The sequence below is a fragment of the Salinigranum sp. genome, from assembly GCF_041641895.1.
Lineage (GTDB): Archaea > Halobacteriota > Halobacteria > Halobacteriales > Haloferacaceae > Salinigranum.
On the sequence record NZ_JBEPXO010000018.1, the window covers coordinates 1 to 19,078 of the forward strand.

21 protein-coding genes are annotated in these 19,078 nt (G+C 67.5%); 13 read left to right on the plus strand and 8 right to left on the minus strand.

All coding sequences use genetic code 11. From position 1 onward, the window contains the following. Positions 1 to 247: 247 nt before the first annotated feature. Together ACESK5_RS05640 and ACESK5_RS05645 are read left to right on the plus strand one after the other, a co-directional pair. Positions 248 to 493: a sulfurtransferase TusA family protein gene (locus ACESK5_RS05640; protein ID WP_372910573.1), complete on the plus strand. Its 246-nt coding sequence runs from the start codon at positions 248 to 250 to the stop codon at positions 491 to 493. 4 nt (positions 494 to 497) lie between these two features. After that, positions 498 to 1,100: a DsrE/DsrF/DrsH-like family protein gene (locus ACESK5_RS05645; RefSeq protein WP_372910574.1), complete on the plus strand. Its 603-nt coding sequence runs from the start codon at positions 498 to 500 to the stop codon at positions 1,098 to 1,100. Between the two features lie 94 nt (positions 1,101 to 1,194). Here ACESK5_RS05645 and ACESK5_RS05650 read toward each other — a convergent pair whose 3' ends face one another. After that, entirely contained in the window at positions 1,195 to 1,662 is a 468-nt protein-coding gene (locus tag ACESK5_RS05650) for a pyridoxamine 5'-phosphate oxidase family protein (RefSeq protein WP_372910575.1), read from the minus strand. Between the two features lie 296 nt (positions 1,663 to 1,958). Further along, positions 1,959 to 2,807, minus strand: a complete 849-nt coding sequence (locus ACESK5_RS05655; RefSeq protein WP_372910576.1) for a universal stress protein — start codon at positions 2,805 to 2,807, stop codon at positions 1,959 to 1,961. A gap of 177 nt (positions 2,808 to 2,984) precedes the next feature. Here ACESK5_RS05655 and ACESK5_RS05660 point away from each other — a divergent pair, with 177 nt between their 5' ends. Beyond that, entirely contained in the window at positions 2,985 to 3,551 is a 567-nt protein-coding gene (locus tag ACESK5_RS05660; RefSeq protein WP_372910614.1) for a LysE family translocator, read from the plus strand. A gap of 38 nt (positions 3,552 to 3,589) precedes the next feature. Here the strand turns inward: ACESK5_RS05660 and ACESK5_RS05665 are convergent, their stop codons facing one another. Then, entirely contained in the window at positions 3,590 to 4,627 is a 1,038-nt protein-coding gene (locus tag ACESK5_RS05665) for a sulfite exporter TauE/SafE family protein (protein ID WP_372910615.1), read from the minus strand. 8 nt (positions 4,628 to 4,635) lie between these two features. Continuing rightward, positions 4,636 to 4,785, minus strand: a complete 150-nt coding sequence (locus ACESK5_RS05670; protein ID WP_372910577.1) for a hypothetical protein — start codon at positions 4,783 to 4,785, stop codon at positions 4,636 to 4,638. 546 nt (positions 4,786 to 5,331) lie between these two features. Here ACESK5_RS05670 and ACESK5_RS05675 point away from each other — a divergent pair. Next, positions 5,332 to 6,606, plus strand: coding sequence for a patatin-like phospholipase family protein (locus tag ACESK5_RS05675; RefSeq protein ID WP_372910578.1), 1,275 nt, complete (start codon positions 5,332 to 5,334; stop codon positions 6,604 to 6,606). 153 nt (positions 6,607 to 6,759) lie between these two features. Here the strand turns inward: ACESK5_RS05675 and ACESK5_RS05680 are convergent, their stop codons facing one another. Further along, complete coding sequence (locus ACESK5_RS05680; protein ID WP_372910579.1) at positions 6,760 to 7,950, minus strand: MBL fold metallo-hydrolase; 1,191 nt, start codon at positions 7,948 to 7,950, stop codon at positions 6,760 to 6,762. Between the two features lie 513 nt (positions 7,951 to 8,463). Beyond that, positions 8,464 to 9,060, minus strand: a complete 597-nt coding sequence (locus tag ACESK5_RS05685) for a conditioned medium-induced protein 4 (RefSeq protein ID WP_372910580.1) — start codon at positions 9,058 to 9,060, stop codon at positions 8,464 to 8,466. Between the two features lie 209 nt (positions 9,061 to 9,269). Here ACESK5_RS05685 and ACESK5_RS05690 point away from each other — a divergent pair, with 209 nt between their 5' ends. Genes ACESK5_RS05690 through ACESK5_RS05700 form a run of 3 tightly spaced genes read left to right on the plus strand, consistent with a single transcriptional unit; the run spans position 9,270 to position 11,272 of the window. Next, entirely contained in the window at positions 9,270 to 9,854 is a 585-nt protein-coding gene (locus tag ACESK5_RS05690; RefSeq protein WP_372910581.1) for a biotin transporter BioY, read from the plus strand. Between the two features lie 4 nt (positions 9,855 to 9,858). Next, entirely contained in the window at positions 9,859 to 10,557 is a 699-nt protein-coding gene (locus ACESK5_RS05695; RefSeq protein WP_372910582.1) for an energy-coupling factor ABC transporter ATP-binding protein, read from the plus strand. Between the two features lie 7 nt (positions 10,558 to 10,564). After that, positions 10,565 to 11,272: an energy-coupling factor transporter transmembrane protein EcfT gene (locus tag ACESK5_RS05700; RefSeq protein ID WP_372910583.1), complete on the plus strand. Its 708-nt coding sequence runs from the start codon at positions 10,565 to 10,567 to the stop codon at positions 11,270 to 11,272. 180 nt (positions 11,273 to 11,452) lie between these two features. Here the strand turns inward: ACESK5_RS05700 and ACESK5_RS05705 are convergent, their stop codons facing one another. Continuing rightward, positions 11,453 to 12,124 (minus strand): helix-turn-helix domain-containing protein, encoded by a 672-nt coding sequence (locus tag ACESK5_RS05705; RefSeq protein ID WP_372910584.1) that lies wholly within the window; start codon positions 12,122 to 12,124, stop codon positions 11,453 to 11,455. Positions 12,125 to 12,375: 251 nt separating this feature from the next. On the opposite strand from ACESK5_RS05705, the gene ACESK5_RS05710 reads away from it, so the two are divergent. From ACESK5_RS05710 to ACESK5_RS05735, 6 genes are all read left to right on the plus strand, one after another. Further along, positions 12,376 to 14,484 (plus strand): (Fe-S)-binding protein, encoded by a 2,109-nt coding sequence (locus ACESK5_RS05710; protein WP_372910585.1) that lies wholly within the window; start codon positions 12,376 to 12,378, stop codon positions 14,482 to 14,484. Between the two features lie 121 nt (positions 14,485 to 14,605). Beyond that, positions 14,606 to 15,067, plus strand: coding sequence for a hypothetical protein (locus tag ACESK5_RS05715; RefSeq protein WP_372910586.1), 462 nt, complete (start codon positions 14,606 to 14,608; stop codon positions 15,065 to 15,067). Continuing rightward, entirely contained in the window at positions 15,064 to 15,888 is an 825-nt protein-coding gene (locus ACESK5_RS05720; RefSeq protein ID WP_372910587.1) for a PASTA domain-containing protein, read from the plus strand. Before ACESK5_RS05715 ends, ACESK5_RS05720 begins: the two co-directional genes overlap by 4 nt. Next, entirely contained in the window at positions 15,889 to 16,209 is a 321-nt protein-coding gene (locus ACESK5_RS05725; protein WP_372910588.1) for a hypothetical protein, read from the plus strand. A 129-nt stretch (positions 16,210 to 16,338) separates the two neighbouring features. After that, on the plus strand, positions 16,339 to 17,025 hold the full coding sequence (locus ACESK5_RS05730) for a hypothetical protein (RefSeq protein ID WP_372910589.1): 687 nt from the start codon (positions 16,339 to 16,341) through the stop codon (positions 17,023 to 17,025). A 60-nt stretch (positions 17,026 to 17,085) separates the two neighbouring features. Next, positions 17,086 to 17,763, plus strand: a complete 678-nt coding sequence (locus ACESK5_RS05735; RefSeq protein ID WP_372910590.1) for a hypothetical protein — start codon at positions 17,086 to 17,088, stop codon at positions 17,761 to 17,763. A 208-nt stretch (positions 17,764 to 17,971) separates the two neighbouring features. Here ACESK5_RS05735 and ACESK5_RS05740 read toward each other — a convergent pair whose 3' ends face one another. Then, the gene (locus tag ACESK5_RS05740; RefSeq protein ID WP_372910591.1) at positions 17,972 to 19,039 is read right to left on the minus strand and encodes a zinc-dependent alcohol dehydrogenase family protein; all 1,068 of its coding nucleotides are present in this window, start codon (positions 19,037 to 19,039) and stop codon (positions 17,972 to 17,974) included. Positions 19,040 to 19,078: the final 39 nt, after the last annotated feature.

Consider the following 19,078-nt stretch of genomic DNA (forward strand, 5'->3'; position numbering starts at 1 on the left):
TATCCATCATTCGATTATGTCTTGCACATACAGTGCAATAAGGATTCGGATGTCACGCGACGCGTGTTCGGAGTCTCGAGCCCCCATGACGGTCAGAAGACCCGTTTTGACCCTTTTGAAGCCGTTTTGTTCTCGTCTACTGACGTTCGTCTGCTCCCCATCCACCAGATTGGTTGTGCTTATATTGGGCACAATAACCGATAGACTTTTGCGTCAGCCGCCGGTACGGGAGGGTGAGGAAACACAGATGAGCTCGAACATCGACGTGACCGAGACACTCGACGTGAAAGGACAGAACTGCCCGATGCCGGTCATCAAGACGAAGCAGGCGATGGACGACCTCGCCGCGGGCGAGGTACTGGAGGTCGTCGCGACCGACAGCGGAAGCATGAGCGACATCGAGGGCTGGGCCGACTCCACGGCAGGCGTCGAACTCGTCGACCAGGTCGAGGGCGACGGCGTCTACACCCACTACGTCCGCAAGACGGAGTGAGTCGATGAGTACGGACACCCCCCCGCGGGCGGACGACGACCAGCAGACGGACGGCGAGGTCGAACAGCGAGCGGACCCGGAGATACACGCCCGCATCGACGAGCTGGAGGCCGAACTCGCCGACCTGAAGGCCGCGACCGAAGACCGTCCGCAGAAGATGGTCATCATCGCGACGAAGGGGACGCTCGATATGGCGTACCCCCCGCTCATCCTCGCGTCGACGGCCGCGGCGTTCGGCTACGACGTCACCGTCTTCCACACCTTCTGGGGGCTCGAGATCCTCCACGAGGAGCACGCCTCGAAGCTGAAGCTGAGTTCGGTCGGGAACCCGAACATGCCGATGCCGAACGCCGTCGCGGCGCTCCCGGGCATGGACGAACTCAGTAGCCGCATGATGCGCAAGCGCATCGCCGACAACGACGTCGCGACGGTCGAGGAGCTCGTCCAGACCGCCCTCGACAGCGGCGTCGACCTCCAGGCGTGTCAGATGACCATCGACCTCCTCGGCTACGACGAGGAGGACTTCTTCTCCGGCGTCACGGTCGGCGTCGGCGCGGCCACCGCCTTCCAGGAGATGGTCGACGCCGACATCCAGCTCCTCGTCTGAGTTTCACGCCCGGCGCACGCTGTCGGCCGTGACCGTGTCGACGGGGTCGGTACCCCGACTCGCCGAGCGTCCCGAGGAGGCAGCGCCGACGACGTCAGTCGCTCGCGCCGGCCTCACCGACGCCCGTGAGTTCCGTCACGTCGAGTCGGACGAGCGCGAACATCATCTCCGACGGCGCCTCGAAGACGTGGTAGAACGGGATCTCGAGTTCGCGGTCGGCCCCGCTGACGGACTCGTCGGGAAGACGGTGCCGAGAGAGCTCTTCGACCGTGTTCCGGTGCTCGAGCCGCCCGCGAGCGAGGACGCTCTTCCAGCCGGCGTCCGTCTCGGCGGCGACCACGAACGTCGCGTCGTCGGTGGCCTCGATGTACTCGCGCTTGCGACTCCCCGGGGCGTACCCGAGTCGGAAGTAGACGTCCTGCTCCTCGGGGTCGTAGGTGTACGCGACCGGAATCGCGTACGAGTCGTCCCCCTTCGCGAGCGAGAGGACGCCCGTCGTCTGCTTCGCGAGGAACGCGTCGATGCCCGCCTTGTCGAGTGCGGGCGCCGGTGAACGGGTCATGCGGTGAGATAGCACCGAGGCAACGTAAGCGCACCGAGAGACCGTGCGGGGGGCGACGTGGCTTGCCGGCCGCGGGACGACACCGGAGACGAGGACACGGCGGCGTGGCCACTCGACTCACGCGACGCCGACAGTCACTACGTGTAGTCGTCGGTGCCTGCGCAGTGAGGACGCGCCGACGGGGCGCGGGACACGGCACGGGATAACTGGTGAGAGCCGTCGTCCGTGCGCCCACAGCGAGCGAAGGACAGCACCCACCTAACCATGTGTTCGTCGTGCGACAACCCGCAGCGGGGTCACCGCGTCGCCGACTCCGGTGGGACCAGCAGGACGTTGTTGTGTCCCTGTGCGACGACCGACTCGGAGGTGCTCCCGAGGAGCAGTCGGCGGAGGCGGCTCTGTCCTCGCGCCCCGAGGATGGTTACTGTCGCGCCCACGCGCGCCTCCTCGGCCAGTATTTCCTCGACGACGCCGCCCTCGCGGACGTTCGTCTCGACGTCGATGCCCATCCGGGTCTCGAGTTCGTCTGCGAGTCCGGCGAGGCGGTCGTGAGCCGCGGCCTCGTCCTCGGCGTTCTGTTCGTGGCCGCGGACGTGCAGGAGGGTCGCACGCTTCGTCGCTCCCTGGAGCTGGGGGACGAACTCGAACGCCCGGTCGGCGTTCGCCGAGAAGTCCGTCGCGAACAGCACGTTCTGGAACAGGTGTTCCTTGGCGACGGCGTGGGTGTCGCCCTCCTTCGTGATGCGTTCGACCAGGAGCGGTCGCACGGTCGTCCGGGCGACGTTTCGCGCCGTACTCCCGATGAGTCGGTTCTGAAGCGGGCTCTGCCCGCGGGAGCCGACGACGACCATGTCGGCGTGGAGTCGCTCGGCGAACCCGTTGATTCGACGGTGTGGCGTCCCGCGAGCGACGTGCGTCTCGACCGTGAACCCTTCCGACTCGAAGACCTCGCGCTGGGAACGGAGCGCCTCGTGGCGGTTCGAGGCGACGTCCATCCCGGGGAGGCCGCTCGACACGTTGTCGGGGACGACGGTGACCAGGTGCACCTCCGTGACGCCGATACGTTTCAGACACTCGAGGCACGTCCGCGACCGCATGGCCGTCTCGTTCGCGTCCGAGAGGTCGGTGGCGAAGATGATGCGCATGAGTCCCTGTAGGTCCCCGAGCGATATAATATTGTGTTTTTCACGCAATATAAATGGGTTCGACGCGGACGAGTGAGCGTTATACGCACAGACCGCTTCGCATCATCCGAGAGGTGACGCGTATTAACCCTGACAACGACAGACATCCTCGTCCGCGGCATCGTTCTCGGAGTCGCCATCGCGGCCCCTGTGGGACCGATTGGAGTCCTGTGTATCCAGCGGACGCTTTCTAACGGGCGACGGTCGGGCTTCGTCAGCGGCCTGGGTGCCGCCTCCGCCGACGCAGTGTACGGTGCTATCGCCGGATTCGGTATCACAGCACTCGCTGCGCTCTTGCTCGAATTCGAGACGAGCGTCCGCGTCGGAGGGGGCCTCCTGTTACTGCTCCTCGGTGTGCGCGCGTTCCGGACTGAGCCGTCTGAGCCGACCGGAACGTCCGCGTCACGGGGCCTCCTCGGCGACTACGGGTCGACGTTCCTGCTCACCATCACGAACCCGATGACGATACTGGCGTTCGTCGGCGTGTTCACGAGTCTGGGCGTCGGTCTCACGGGCGACTCCCTCGACGCGAGCGTCCTCGTTCTCGGCGTCTTCGTCGGCTCTGTGTGCTGGTGGCTCTGTCTGAGCGTCGGCGTCGACGCCCTCCGAACGCGCCTGACACAGCGCGTCCTGCACCGAGTAAATCAGGTCGCCGGCGGTATCATCGTCGGATTCGGACTGCTCGCGCTCGGGAGCGTGCTGTGAGAGCGTGAAGAAAGTCTGTGAGAGAGTGAGAGAGACCGTCAGTCCGCCGTCGAGGGAACCGTCCCCTCCGAGTCGGCGCGGAGTTCGCGGATACTGCTGAGGACGACTGCGCCGGCCACGAGCAGCGCCGCACCGACGATGACGACCAGGCTGACCGTGTTGAGGACGTCGATGCCGAGGTAGTTGCCCACCTGACGGATGGCGACAGCGAACGCGCCCAGGAGGAGCATCACGCCGAAGTAGACCTTGATCCCCTCCTCGTCGACGAGGCTCGTCGCGGCCGCACCGAGACGCGCGCCGAGGGCGCTCCCCGCCAGGAGGGGGGCGACGATGGAGAGGTCGACCGCGCCCGACTGCGCGTAGAGGAACGACCCGATACCGCCCGAGAAGACGATCTCGAAGAGGTCGGTCCCGACGGCGACGGGCACGGGCACGCCGATGGCGTAGAACAGCGCGGGCATGCGGATGAAGCCACCGCCGACGCCGAGGAAGCCCGAGAGCAGGCCCGTGAAGAACGCCACGATCAACACCATCCACAGCGAGACGGTGATGCCCCCACGGAGCGAAATCATCGGCGGGACGTGGTAGGACTGAATCTTCTTCGCGATGTCGGGGATGTCGTGCTCGTCGTCGCTCTCGTTGCTCTCGTCGACGTCGTGGCTGATGCCACCGCCGCCGCCACGGAGCGCCTCGCGCGTGACGAACGCGCCGATGCCGCCCAAGAGGACGACGTAGGCGACGCTGACGACGCTGTCGGCGAGGCCGATGTGCTGGAGGTACTCCAGTCCGATTTTCCCCACTTCGATGCCCAGGGTGGTCCCGATAATCATCGAGACGCCGAGTTTGTAGTCCACCTGTCCCAGGTCACGGTGCTTCAGCGTGGCGATGACGCTGGTCCCGAAGACGAACGCCAGGCCGGACCCGACGGCGACGTTCGGCTCGTAGCCCATCACCAGGAGTGCGGGCGTGACCAGGAACGACCCGCCCATCCCGAAGAAGCCGAACAGGATGCCGATGAGGAGGCCGAACCCGGCGAACATCGCGAGCAGGGCGGCGCTGACACCGAACAGTTCCATCGCCATCGTCACTCACCCCGCAGCATGCGGACGACGTACTTCCCGAACAGCTGTTCGAGCGCCCCGTAGCCAACGTAGAGAATCGCCGCCTCTACCAGCACGAGGCCGACGAGCGCGGCCGCCAGCGCGTTCCCGGAGAGGGTTTCGATGCCGAACATCACCGCTCACCTCGTTCTAGTCTTGCACTCATTGCGGATTCTTGCACAGAACACACTACACTGGGGGTGGACATAACGGTTTTGGACTCATCGTACAATACTATATTCCGCTAACCGACTGATGGTGATGTATACGTTATGGGTGGCTTACCGCTGTGGTCGTCGCCGACCGAGCCCGCACGTCCAGCGTTCGCGGGCGTGGGCGAACCGTGGTGAGCGACGACAGACGGCGGCAAACGACGACGAACACGACAGAGAGCGCAGCAGTAGCTCCGAGAAGCCGTTCGGGCAGGTCGGTCGGCACGAGGCGCGTCGTGTCCGTCTTGTGCTTAAGCTACACACCTACTCGAACGGAGACGGGCAGCACCGTCGGCACGAAACGCCCGTCGAGGCGTTCGAGCGACGAGGAACGGGGACATGACTTAAGCAGACATGCGTGGTACAGACGCCGGGCCAGGAAGTCGAGGACGCCGTTGGTCGTGCGGAGTGGCTTCACAAGCGCGTGTCTCCGGGCTGTGACCGGCGCCGAAAACAACCGCTCAGTCAATGAATACGAAACCACAGAAACTCTCGCCGGGCGACGTCCACTACCTCTCCTTCGAGGGGGGAGGGGGCAAGGGAGCAGCCTATCTCGGCGCGCTGGCCGCGCTCTCCCATCCCGAAATCGGACTCCTCCAGTACGAGGCGGAGACAGACGACTACCACCTGCGACGGTGGACCAGTGCGGACGGGGTCGGTATCAGGGGAGTGGCCGGCGCATCCGTCGGCGCAATCACCGCCGCGTTGCTCGCGAGCGGATGGGGCATCCGTGCGCTGTACGAGGACGTCGTCTCGGATCGAACGGCGCTCGCGGGCTTCTTCGACCCCGCCGAACCCACACACCGCAAGGTACCGGTCGCGCTGCGTGCCGACGGGGAGTCGTCTCCGCGGACGGCCGGGTCCACGCACCCCGGGAACCATCTCGTCGAGACGCGAGAGCGGGGGAGGTTCGTGCAGCTGCTCGACAGGGACTGGGCGAGGGCAGTGGGCGACGGTCCGCTCGGAGAACTGGCCGCGCTCCTCACGCCGAACCCGGCCGTTCGTCAGGTCCTCACCGGTCCGGTCGGACATCTGCAGAACCTCTGGCTCGACTACGGCCTGTTTTCGGGATGTGCCGGACAATCCTTCCTCGAGACCAGTATCCGGGAGGGGTGGTTTATGACTCACTCCGACGACGAAGGGCAGAACGTCACCTTCAGCGAGCACAGACGACGCTGCGGCATCGACCTGGTACTGACGGGGACGAACCTGCGAACAGGCCGCGCGGCGTACCTGTCTGAACGACACGGGCTCGGCGGGATGCCCGTCGCCGAAGGCGTGCGGATCTCGATGGGCCTCCCGCTCGTCTTCAAACCGGTCCGCGTGTCCCGAGACGCGGACCCGCGCTACGCCGGGCTCTGGGTCGACGGCGGCGTCCTCAACAATAACCCCATTCACGCGTTCGACCACGACGACGGCACGTTCAACGAAGCCGTCCTCGGGTTGCGTCTGGAGGTCGATACGGACAACGAGATAACGGGTCTGGTGAGCTACCTGAAGGCGATCGGCAAGACGTACCTCGACGCCTCGGAGACGCGCGAGATCCGAACCGAACAGGAGGAACACCAGACGGTGTCACTCCCGATTCCGGACGGGACACTCGGCCTCCTCGAGTTCACGCCGACCGAGGAGAACCTCTGGAAGGCCAGCGTCGCGTCTGCGAACGCTATCTACGACTACTTCGAGGTCGACGGGGACCCGGAGTCGTCTCTCAGGGAGGTCGTCGGGCTACGTGGACCGTGAGGCGGTCGGGCCTGTCTCGAAGCGGGTCGAGGGCGCTCAGCAGAGCAGACGAAGAGCGTCGACCGGCGAGGGCGCTCAGCAGAGCAGACGAAGAGCGTCGACCGGCGAGGGCGCTCAGCAGAGCAGACGAAGAGCGTCGACCGGCGAGGGCGCTCAGTCGCCGGCCAGCGACTCCTGGCTGGCGGCGCAGTTGTTCGGGCCGAGTTCGAGTTCGAACGCCTCGTCGTCGTCCGCGGACTGCTGGCCGAGGTTGGTCGCGATGATGTCCTCGTAGTTGCCGGGACGGGGCGGCATGTCCGAGAGGACGAGTTCGACGAACTCGTCTTCGTCCATCGTCAGCGCGTCCATCTTCGCGGTCAGTTCGCCGAGCGGTGCGGTGTACGTCCCATCGGGCGCGGGCGTCGCGGCGTCGCTGAAGTGCGCGCCGGCGACGAGCGTCTCGTCGGGGAGCGTGAGCACGCGTTCCTGGAGCGACTCGTACAGCATCCGGGCCGCGTCGGGCGCTCCCTCGTCGCCTTCTTCGAGGTCGGGCCGGGCGACGCTCTCGGTGAAGAGGCCGTCACCGGTCGCCAGCAGACGCCCGCCGACGAGGTAGGAGGTCATCCCGGTCGTGTGGCCGGGGGTGGCGACCACCTCGATGTCGGCGTCACCCACCGCGAGGACGTCGCCGTCCTCGACGGTCTCGACGACGTCGGCGTAGGTCACACCCCGGTCGACGGCCGCCTCGGGGATGACGCCCCTGACACCTTCGTCGTCGAGGTCACGGACGCCGCTGACGTGGTCGGCGTGGATGTGCGTGTCGACGGCGTACTTGAGGGTCGCCCCCAGGTCCTCGGCGTCGGCGAGGTAGCGGTCGGTGAACGCCCGGAGTGGGTCGATGACGGCCGCCTCACCGTCGGAGACGACCAGGTAGGCCAGACAGCCAGAGGAGGGCCGCTGGTACTGGTAGACGGTACCGGGGCCATCGTAGCCTTCGATCTCGACCCGGTCGTACAGGCGTGCCCAGCCGTTCATCCCCTCGTCGAGGTGGACCACGTCACGGCCCGCTTCCTTCAGTACGCCCGCGACGTACTCGCTGGCGCCACCTTTCGCACAGAGGACGACCAGTGGGTCGCCCTCGGGCACGCGGTCGAGGAGGTCGTCGTCGACCTCGTCGAGGAACTCGTAGTACGGGATGTTCACGATTTCGACGGAGTCGCCGTCGACGCGCCACTCCGCGAAGTCGCTCTCCATCCGCGTGTCGAGGATCGTCACGTCCTCGCCCGCATCGACCTGCTGCTTGAGTTCGGCGGGAGCGATGCTGTCGACCGTGACGTCAGGCGTCGGGAAGTCGTCTGCGTCCATCTTCGACTACATGTATATTGCACACTCTCATAAGTATTGCGCACTAGACCCAATACAGTCTCGGCGGGGGGTCGCCCGCAAATCTGGACAGGTACGACAGACAGATTACAACCCACGAAACCCCACTCATTAGCCGTTAGAGGGCGTTTGAGGGGCCCTTCGGCTACCTGAACGCGGGTCGTCTGGGTCGTCCCTCGACGAGTTCCCCTGCCGGAAGACCTCGCGAGCGCGTCTACTTGCGCAGACAGTATAGTGCTCCAAAGGCAAGACAAAGTCGGCGGATGCGCTATCGTCCGGCGACGAACTGAAACGGGGATTCGCTGTCTGCCGTATCGTCGAGTGGGTGCGAGTTCTGCTTCTCTCTGCGGTGCTCCACGAACTGCTCGGGGACGAGACGGTGCGGAGCTACGACGGGTCGTGGACCCAGTGGGGCAACTCGTCCGCGCGCCCATCGAGGCCGGCGAGCGAGTCGGAGTCCGCTCGGGCCGCCTCCTCGCCGCCGTCGGGGCCGGACTAGAAGGAGACGTCCGTCTCGAGGTCCTCGGTGGCGTCCTTCAGTCCGTCGCGCCGTGCGTCGGACGCGAGACGCGTCGAGAGGTCCTCGTCGGTCAGGAGTTCGGCGAACTCGTCGCGGAACCGGTGGCTCACCCGGGCCGCAGCGGCCTCGCTCCGCGCCACGAGATAGGCGCGCCGGACCGCCTCTGGGTCCGCGTCGACCGTCTCGCGGCACGCGTCGAGCGAGGTACCGCTGACGACGAGGGGACGGACCTCGTCGTCGAGCGGTGTGTGGTCGGCGTCGGCGACGAGATGGAGGTCCATCCGCGCCTCGAACACCGTCGACGCGGAGACGTCGAGTTCGTCGGCCAGGTCGGCGTCGGTCCGTCCGTCGAAGAACCCGCGGAGGACGGTGACGAGCGCGTCGGTGCCGAGCGCCGACCGGAAGGAGAACCGGTCGCGCATCGCCTCGACCAGTTCCACGAGGCGCTCGTCGCCGACTTCGCGGTCCTCGTCCTTGAGCGACCCGCGGCCCGCCTCCTGTCGCTCGGTGACCGTGTCGGAGCCCGTCGCCTCGAGGAAGATGTCACGGAGTTCCTCGGTCTTCTCGTCCATGGACCCGACTGTAGAGTCGGCGGGAGCAAAAGCCTGCTGTCGGGGACGTGAGGGAGCACGGCCGCCGGGAGAGACGAGGCGGCCGTGGGGAAACAGCGTCGCCGGGGCGCGGAGCAGACGCCACCGGAGAGAGTCGCCCGGCCGAGCAGACCCGACTGGCTTCGTCAACCGAACTATTCAAGACGGTTTACGAAGCATCGTCGGGTACAATGGCGACGAACACAGAGTCGGTCGAACTCGTCGGTGACGAGGTGGTCGGCAACGTCGCGCGGGCGGTCCTCTTCGCGGCCGCGACGGCGGCGACAGCGCCGGTCGACCTCGTCCACCCGCTCGCGCCGAACGTACCGATCACGCTCCAGACGCTCTGGGTCTACCTCTCGGGCATCGTCCTCGGGCCGATATGGGCCGGGTTCGCCTTCGTGCTCTACCTGCTGGCGGGCCTCATCGGCCTGCCCGTCTTCGCCGGCGCGAACGCCGGCCTGGGTGTCCTCCTGGGACCGACCGGGGGTTTCCTCGTCGGATTTCCCCTCGCCGCGGTGACCATCGGCCTCGTCACCCACGGCGTCGACGGTATCGACCCGCTGGGCGAGATTCCCGTCCCCCGCATCGTCGTCGCACTCGTCGCCGGCAGCGCCGTCGTCTACGTCGCCGGGGCGGTCGGGTTCGCACTCGTCCAGAGCATCGGTCTCGTCGCCAGCGTCTCGGCCGTCGTCCTCCCGTTCCTCCCGGTTGCCGCGATAAAGATGGCCGCGACAGTCGCCATCGTCCGGAGCGACGCTATCGTCGCGCGCTGAGGCCGTGATACGGGTTCGAAGCCTCACCCATCGGTACGCCGAGGACGTGACGGCCGTCGACGACGTCTCGCTGGTCGTCGACGACGGCGAGTTCCTCGTCCTCGCGGGACCGAACGGGTCGGGCAAGACGACGCTGGTCCGGCACTTCAACGGCCTCCTCGACCCCGACGCTGGCAGCGTCGAGGTGAACGGCCGGGGGGTCGACGAGGACGTCGTCGCCGCCCGGACGGCGGTCGGCATGGTGTTCCAGGACCCCCGCGACGGGTTCGTCGCCGCCACCGTCGGGGCGGACGTGGCGTTCGGTCCCGAGAACCTCGGCCTCAACCGTGCGGAGATCAGGCGACGGGTGGACGACGCGCTCGACGCCGTCCAACTGGGCGGGAGGCACGAGGCGCGCATCGAGGAACTCTCCGGCGGCGAACGCGAGCGGGTCGCCATCGCCGGAGCGCTCGCGATGGACCCCGACCACCTCGTCCTCGACGAACCGTTCACCGGCCTCGACTGGCCCGCGCGGCAGGCCGTCCTGGGGCGACTCGAAGCCCTCCACGAGTCCGGGCGAAGCGTCGTCGTCGTCACGCACGACCTGCGCGACGTCGCCGCGCTCGCGGACCGGGTCGTCGTTCTCTCCGAGGGCCGAATCGCGCTCGACGCCCCAGACCCCGACGCCGACCGGCTGGCGGAACTGGGGGTCCGCCCGCCCTGACGAGCGGATGAGCCTCTCGTACGCCGCGGGCGACTCGCTCGCCCACCGACTCGACCCGCGGACGAAACTCGCGGTCCAGGCCGGCTTCGCCGTCGCGGCCGTCGCCCACACCACACCGCGGGGTCTTCTCGTACTCACGGCCGTGACGCTGCTGTTCCTCCGCCTCGCGTCGACGCCGCTGGTGGCGAGCCTCCGCTCGTACCGCGCGTTCCTGCCCTTCCTCGTCGCGGCTCCGGTCGTCGAGGCGCTGACGCTCGGCGCGCCGTGGCTGGTGGTCGAAGACGCCGTCCGACCGGCGCTCGCGTCCTACCGCGTGGTCCTGCTCCTCCTGGTGTCGACGGCGTACATCCGCACCACCCCCGTCCGGGAGTCCCGCGCGGCCATCCAGCACCTCCTGCCCGGGCGGGTCGGCGTCCTGCTGGGCGCCGGCGTCGGCCTCGTCCTCCGCTTCCTCCCGCTGATGCGCCACGACCTGGCGACCATCCGGAGCGCGATGGCCGCCCGCCTGGGCGACCAGCGCTCGCTGTCCGACCGGATCCGACTGATCGGGGTGACGGGGCTCGGACGGGTGTTCCTGCGCGCGGACCGCCTCGCGCTCGCGCTCCGGGCCCGCTGTTTCTCGTGGAACCCGACGTTGCCACCCCTCGCCTTCGAGCGACGCGACTACCCGGTGCTGGTCCTCTCGGCCGTGCTGGCGCTGACAGCGTTGGTCTGAACGTCGTCAGTCGGTCGGGTTGATAAACACCCTCGGTATCGATAGGAAACCCGTATTCCGTTGGGGGAGAATGTCCGTACGCCGCGAACGACCGTGGTCACCGGTCAACACCGTATCGGGGGAGAGGGGCTGCGGCCGGAGACACGGCGACGCGGACCGAGGGGAGGGTCACGCGAGGAGTCAGTGCTCGTCGTCGCCGTCCGCTGGCGACGGCGTGTCGTCGTCGAGCGTCGACGAGAGCAGCGTCCGCGTCCCGCGCCGGAGACGCTGTGAGAGCGCCGTATCCGAGATGCCGAGTCGGTCGGCGAGGGCTCCGAGCGTGACCGCACGCGGAACGTCGTAGTAACCGGCCTCGAGTGCGGCGAGGAGCGCCTCGCGCTGCGGGTCGGTGAGCGTCGGGGGGACGCCGTCCTGCGGACTGCGGTGGAGTTCTTCGAGCGTCAGCGAGACGCCGGCGTCGACGCACCACTGGTTGAACGTGGAGACGTCGGTGTGGTCGTCGAAGCGCGCACGGAACGTCCAGACGGTGTCCGTGCCCGACGCCTCGAGGAGCGCCCCGCCGCTCTCCCTGATGGCCTCGATGACGCTGCTCATCACGCCCGTCCACCGCACGCGGAACAGCGTCTCCTCGCCCACCTCGTCGACTGCGGTGAGCTGTTCTACGAGCAGGGAGTCCGCGAGTGTCCCCTCGACCCGACCGGCGTCGTCCGTCGGAACCCAGAGGTACGGGACGACGGCGTCGCCCGTCGGAACGAGCGTCTCGAGTCGGACCGGCCCGTCGGAACTCGCCGCGAGCGCCTCGCCGATGGGAAACTGCGCCGTCGGCACGGAGAACTGGATGACGGCGCTCATGCGCGCGTCGAGCGGTCGACTGTACGCGCTGACGGAGACTCGACGACGACCACACGGTCCGGGGTGGGACCAGTCCTGCGGAGGTACATCGTCTCGTACGTGACGGCCGGATGTCTTGTAATGCGTGCATCAGGTTCGGGGGAAGCGTGGACGCTCCGAGCGCGACTCCGGTGAGGTCCCGCCCGACGCAGAGCCACGAGCGCGACCGCACCAGCACAACGGTTAACACACCTCCGGACCCGGGTTTTGGTATGCTACTCCAGGCGGTGACCCGTGAGACGTTCTGGACCATCGGCCCCGTCGGCGAGGCCGTCTTCTACTTCCTCGCGGCCGTCGCGGTGCTCGTGTTCTCGTACGGCGTGTACGAGCGGTTCGCCAGGTACGCGAAAGGGACGGCCGACCCCTTCGAGCGACTCGACGACCTCTCCGGACGGGTGCGGCGCGCGGCACGGATGCTCGTCTCGAACGAGGCGCAGTTCGACCGCGACCTGTACGCGGGCGTGATGCACGCGTTCATCGTCTGGGGCTTCCTCACGCTCCTCATCGGGACGACCATCCTCGCCATCGACATTGACATCTACCGGCGCCTGACGGGAGAGTCGTTCTTCGTCGGTGACTTCTACCTCTCGTACTCGCTGGTGATGGACGCGCTGGGACTGCTGTTCGTCGTCGGCGTCGGCATGGCGCTCTATCGCCGCTACCGGGTGCGAGAGGAGCGCCTGTGGGGGAAACACACTGGCTTCGAGGACGACGCGTTCGTCTGGACGCTCTTCCTCCTGGGGGTGGGTGGCTACGTCACCGAGGCGCTCCGCATCGTCGGCACCGACTTTCCCCCGTTCGAGACCGTCTCGTTCGTCGGCTACTTCGTCGCGAGCGTCTTCGCAGCCGGAGGGATGTCGGCCGGGTTCGCGGAGACGCTCTACACCTGGGCGTGGTGGTCACACGCGGTGCTCGCGCTCGCGTTCGTCGCCGCCATCCCCTACGCGAAGCCGTTCCACATGCTCTCGTCGCTCGCAAACGTCGTCACCCACGACGAGAAGGCGGGACTGCGTCTCCCGAAGGTGCCCGAACACCTCGCGCCGGACGAAATCGGCTACACGAACATCGACGACCTCTCGTGGCGGCAACTGCTCGACATGGACGCCTGCACCAAGTGCGGGCGGTGTTCCGCGGCCTGTCCCGCGAAGGCGTCGGGACGGAACCTCGACCCGCGCGACGTCATCCTCGACCTGAAAGCCTATCGAGAGTCGGTCGACGCCGGGGGCGAGGAGGTGGACATCGTCGCCGACGGCGGCACCTCGGTCATCGCGGCGGAGTCGATGAAGGCGTGTATGGCCTGCATGGCCTGCATGGACGCCTGCCCGGTCGACATCGAGCACCTCACGCACTTCACGGAGATGAACCGCCGCCTCACCGAGACGGGCCAGCAACCCGAGCAGGTCCAGGAGGCGATGATGAACGTCTTCCAGAACGGCAACGCGTTCGGCGACCCCGCGCGGAAGCGCCCCGACTGGGTTTCGGACCTCGACTTCGAGGTGCCGGACGCCCGCGAGGAGTCGGTCGAGTTCCTCTGGTACGTGGGCGACTACCCCTCCTACGACGAGCGCAACCAGCGCGTCGCGCGGGCGCTCGCGCGAATTCTCCACGAGGCCGGCGTCTCGTACGGCATCCTCTACGAGGACGAGGCCAACGACGGCAACGACGTCCGGCGGGTCGGCGAGGAGGGCCTGTACGAGATGCTCGTCGAGGACAACGCGGGCGCGATGGCCGACTGCGACTTCGAGAAAATCGTCTGCACCGACCCCCACTCGTACAACACGTTCGCGAACGAGTATCCGGAGATGGCCGCCGAACTCGGCGTCGAGTTCGACTACCCCGTCTTCCACTACACCCAGCTATTGCGGACGCTCGTCGAGGAAGACCGACTCGGCCTCGGGTCGGTGGACAGGACGGTCACCTACCACGACCCCTGTCACCTGGGGCGGTACAACGGCGTCTTCGAGACGCCCCGCGAGGTGGTCGTGGCGACCGGCGCGGACCTCGTCGAGATGCCGCGCAACCGGGACGACTCGTTCTGCTGTGGCGGCGGCGGGGGTGGCCTCTGGACCGACCAGGACGAGCACACCAAGCCGAGCGAGGAGCGGTTGAGAGAAGCGACCGAAGACACCGTTCGCGTTCCCGAGCAGTTCGTCGTCGCCTGTCCGATGTGCGCGACGATGTACGAGGACGGGCGGAAAACCGGTGGCTTCGAGGAGGAACTGGAAATCGTCGACGTGAGCGAACTCGTCGTCGAGGCGCTCGACGCCGGCACCGGGACGGGCGCCAGCGGCGTCGGCACCACACCCTCGGCGGCGGACTGACCCGGGCCCGGCGGCCACCTCTGGGAGGTGGCGTGGAACCCCCACACGGACCTCACCGACGTGTGAACGGCCGAACACGCCGACGGTAGGGTTATGCTCACGTACGTTGAATTGATTTGACATGCCGGACGGTGTAGAACGGATCACGCGCCCGCTCGGGAACGTCGTGCGTGACGTGGGGCTGGCAGTCGCCGAGGGGCAGCAGGCGCTCGACGAGGCGCTCGACAGGACGTACCGCCGGGAGGGCGACGACGGCGTGCTGGGCTGGGGGACTCCGTGGTACCGCTTCGCGGAAGTCGAGGTCGACCTCCAGCTGTACTTCTACACGCACGAAGAGGAGGAGGGCCTGGAGGGTGCGTCGGAACGGATGCGACAGGTCGTCGGGGAGAGGCGGAACGTCGCGGAGAGCCCGCCCCGGTACGGCCTGACCGCCGCCCCGGCGACGCCGTCGGGGTCGACGTTCTCCGAGCGCGAGACGGCCGGGGCGAGCCGAATCCACTTCCGCATCGTCCCCGTCACGCCGCCGGCCACCGTCCAGCGCGACACGACCGACGACGAGAACCAGGAGACAGTGACGGGATGAGCGGTCACGACACGCTCTCCCGCCCAGTGGAGCGGCGCACCGACGGCGGTGACGAGGGCGTCGACGACGAGAGCGTCGAAGAGAGCGTCGACGACGGCGGAGGCGGGTGGTTCTCCCGGTTGTTCCCCGGTCGTGACGAACGGGTCCGGTCGCTCAGGCGACAGCTCAGGCAGGCCGAGCGCGAGAAGGAGGACCTGGAAGCGGACGTCGCACGGCTCCAGGACCGGGTCGAGGAACTCGAAACGACGGAACGGAAGCTCAGGTCGGAGAACGAGGCGTACCAGAAGCGGCAGTTCGCGTTCGACGCGTTGCTCGCGAGCGTCGGTCGGTCGTTCAGCCGGGCGAACGCGGACCTCGAGGGTCAAGACGTCGCCGTCGGCGACCTCGACGTCACGCTCCGTGCGGACGTCTCCGGCGGGGGCACCGCAGACGGCCTCAGCCTCCGCCTCGTCGACCCCGACGAGGAGGTCGACCCCGACCGACTGAGCACAGTCTCGTTCAGCGTCGGCCGGCGCGGACGGTTCCGCCACTACGGGGGGTCGGGCGCGCTGACGGGAGGCGCGGGAGGCGGCTTCAGGGCGACCGACCCCTCGAGCGCGGACGAGGCGCCGGTACCGAGCGGCCCGCCCGTCGAGGTGCCGAACGTGCTCGGTCTGTCGGCCGAGGACGCCGAGGCGGAACTCAGCGCGGAGGGGTTCGACGTCCACACGGAGGACGAGAGTGCGGGCGACGGCACGGTCGTCGAGCAGTGGCCGCGGGCGTTCGCCGTCGCGCCGAAGGGGTCGAGCGTCGTCGTCATCGTCGACGAGGAGGAATCGTAGGTGGAGTTCGCCGACCGGTTCGGTGCGACCGTCGACGTCTCTGTCCCGGCGACGGACGCCGGGTACTTTCTCGTCCGCCGGCATCCCGCGGTCGACCACGCGGAGTTCCGCCGCGCCGTGGCCGCAGTCGTCGGCGGGGCCGACCGGATTACCCTCGACGCACCGGGCGGGTTCGTCGTCGTTGGAACGCGGTTCGAGACCGCACAGGCGCTCCGTAGACACCCCATGGTCGACCACGTCGGCGGTGTGACGGTCGACTCGACGCGACTGCACCCGCCGGTCGAACGCGTCGAGCGGGTCGGAACTGACACGGAATCCTGAACGGTTCGGCGGAGCCGTCGTCTCACGTGTCTCCGAGAACAGCACCCGGCCACCACGAACGAATCGGTCGAACTATCGCAGAAATGAATATACCCGTCCGAGTCGTACCGGGGCGGGAGGGACCGATAAATGTCAGTAGGACAGGAACTGTTGGACGTACCGCTGCCCGACATGGTCGCACGGCTCGGCATGGGCATCGCCGAGGCGCAGGCAGCGCTAGACAGGAACTCGATCGAGACGCTCCGAGAACTGAACGCCGAGGAGAGCAAGGTCGACGTCGTCACCAGCGTTACGAAGTTCGTCCGGGAGGTCGACGCCAACGGGACAGGAGGAGAGCCCGACGGGTTCAACTGGTCGACCCAGAAGGGAGAGGTTCCCGAGTGGCTGAAACAGGTAGACGTCGAGGGCAGCGAAGGGAAGAAAGAGAACCGGCCGATCATGGTCCCCGAGGTCGTGTACGCGACGAACACGACGAAGATGTCGCCGCTCCAGCTCGGGCTGATGCCGACGTTCTACCAGTTCAGCGAGGCCACCATCGACGTCTCGATGGACATCACGACGAAGAGCGAGTCGGAGACCGGCGGGAGCGTCTCGGCGTCGGCCGGCGGGCGGTTCGGACTCTGGGGTGCCAGCGTCAAGACCGAGGCGAAGCACAACCGCAAGTTCGGGAAGACCGTCGAGGGGAGCAGTCGCCTCACGACGACGCTCGTCCCGGTCCCGCCGCCCGAGCGACTCCAGCCGGAGTACGAGACTATCGACCTCCGTGGGAAGGACGACGGCGGGAAAGACGAGAATGAGCCGAAGACGGATGAGTGAAGCGGCGGCGACAGCGCGGGTGGTCGCGACGTTCGAGTCCCCGGCGGGTGACTGAGACCGATGTCGGCCGACGAGGACCCGCGGGAACTCCTCCACCGAATCGACGAAATCGACTTCCGTGACCTCATCTACGGGCTGGCCGAGAGCGTCTCCGAGGCGCAGGTCGAACTCGACCGGAACCTGGCGGCGACGATGGTCGAGTTCGCCGAGACCGAGGTGGACGTGGTGCCGCAGGTCACGCGGACCATCGCGGAGGACGGAACCGTCACCTACGACTCGACGAACCGGGCGAAGCGCTCGCTGCTCGACCTCGGCCTCACGCCGACGCGCTACCAGTTCAGCGAGGCGACCGTCGACGTGGCGTTCGACCTCTCGTTCGCCGCCGGCGGGACCGACACGGAAGAGGAGACGGGGAAGTCGCTGCTCCGCGCCGACACGCGCGAGGCCCACCACCAGCGACGGTACTACGGTGAAATCGACACGACGGCGAAGATATCCGCGCGACTCGTTCCGGTGCCGACGCCCGCAGCACTCACCCCGGCGACGGTCGAACCGACGCCGGAGTCGGCCACGGGGGCTGACACCGACGTGGAGGCCGATGTCGACGCCGACCCGGAGGCTGATATCGACGCCGACACCGACCCGGAGGCTGATATCGACGCCGACACCGACCCGGAGGCTGATATCGACGCCGACGCGGATACGGGCGCGACCGACGAGTCCGAGGACCACCGCTAGTCGACCCGGCGAGACGGGTGGAGGAGAGCGAGCGCCACGACGACTCGACGGAGGTCCCCCCGACCGCACCGGTGGTGTCGAGACACCCCGTGGCCGCCGTGGTTCCGGCGGCCGCGGCGCTGGCGAGTACCGAACGTCTGGCGCGTGTGGCAAAAGATGACAGGACGGTGGTGTCGGCGTCGTCCTCGGAACCGCGGGTCGGAGGCGGTCAGTTCGAGAACTCGGTGCAGACCGGGATGCCGATGGTGTCGTAGTCGCTCATCGCGGCGAGTTCGTCGGGCACCTGGTGGATGTCGATGGTGTCCTCGACGAGCGCCGTCGGGTCGAGTTTGCTCGACTCGATCATGTCGAGCATCTCGCTGTACCGCGACGGCTGCAGGCCGAGCGAGCCCTTGAAGTCGATCTCCTTGGCCACGAACTCGTCGGTCGGGAGCGACACCATCCCCTGCTCTTCGCTCGTCGTCAGGCCGATCTGGACGTGGGTACCGCCCTTCTTCAGGCTGTTCACCGCGTTCTGACACGTCACCGCGATGCCGAGGGCGTCGGCGGAGACGTCGGCCCCGCCGTTCGTGATGTCGCGGACCTCCTTCGCGGGGTCGTCCACCTCGCTCGCGTTGACCGTCGCGACGGCACCGAGTTCCTCGGCTCGTTCGAGTTTCTCGTCCATCAGGTCGACCCCGATGACGTTGCCACCGAGCGCGTTCGCGATGTGGACCGCGGAGAGGCCGATACCCCCGCAGCCGTGGATGACGACGTCGTCACCGGCGCTGACGGGCGCGCGGTGCGCCATCGCGTGGAACGACGTCATGAACCGGCAGCCGCACCCGGCGGCGGCCCCCGCGTCGATACTGTCGGGGAGCGGGACGGCGTTGATGTCCGCGTTGGGGATGTGGACCTCCTCGGCGAACGCGCCGGGCGCCTGGTTCATGAAGCCGAGGCCGACGTGGTTCTCACAGATGTTCTCCCGGCCGTTCCGGCAGAGGTCACAGGTCCCGCAGGCGAAGTTGAACGGGATGGCGATCTCCTGGCCCTCCTCGACGTGCTCGACTTCGTCTCCGACGGCGACGATGCGGCCGGTGGGTTCGTGACCGAGGACGTGCGGCGGGTCGGGACGGTAGCCGAACCAGTCCCAGTCACCCTGCCAGCAGTGCCAGTCCGAACGACAGACGCCGCAGCCGATGACCTCGGCGACGGCCCCGTGTGGTTCTGGCTCCGGTCGGTCTACCTCCTGCACTTCGAGCGGTTCTTTGAACTCCTCGAGTACCACTGCCTGCATGGCAGGCGATTGTCAGGACTCCAGTGTAAAATAGTTATG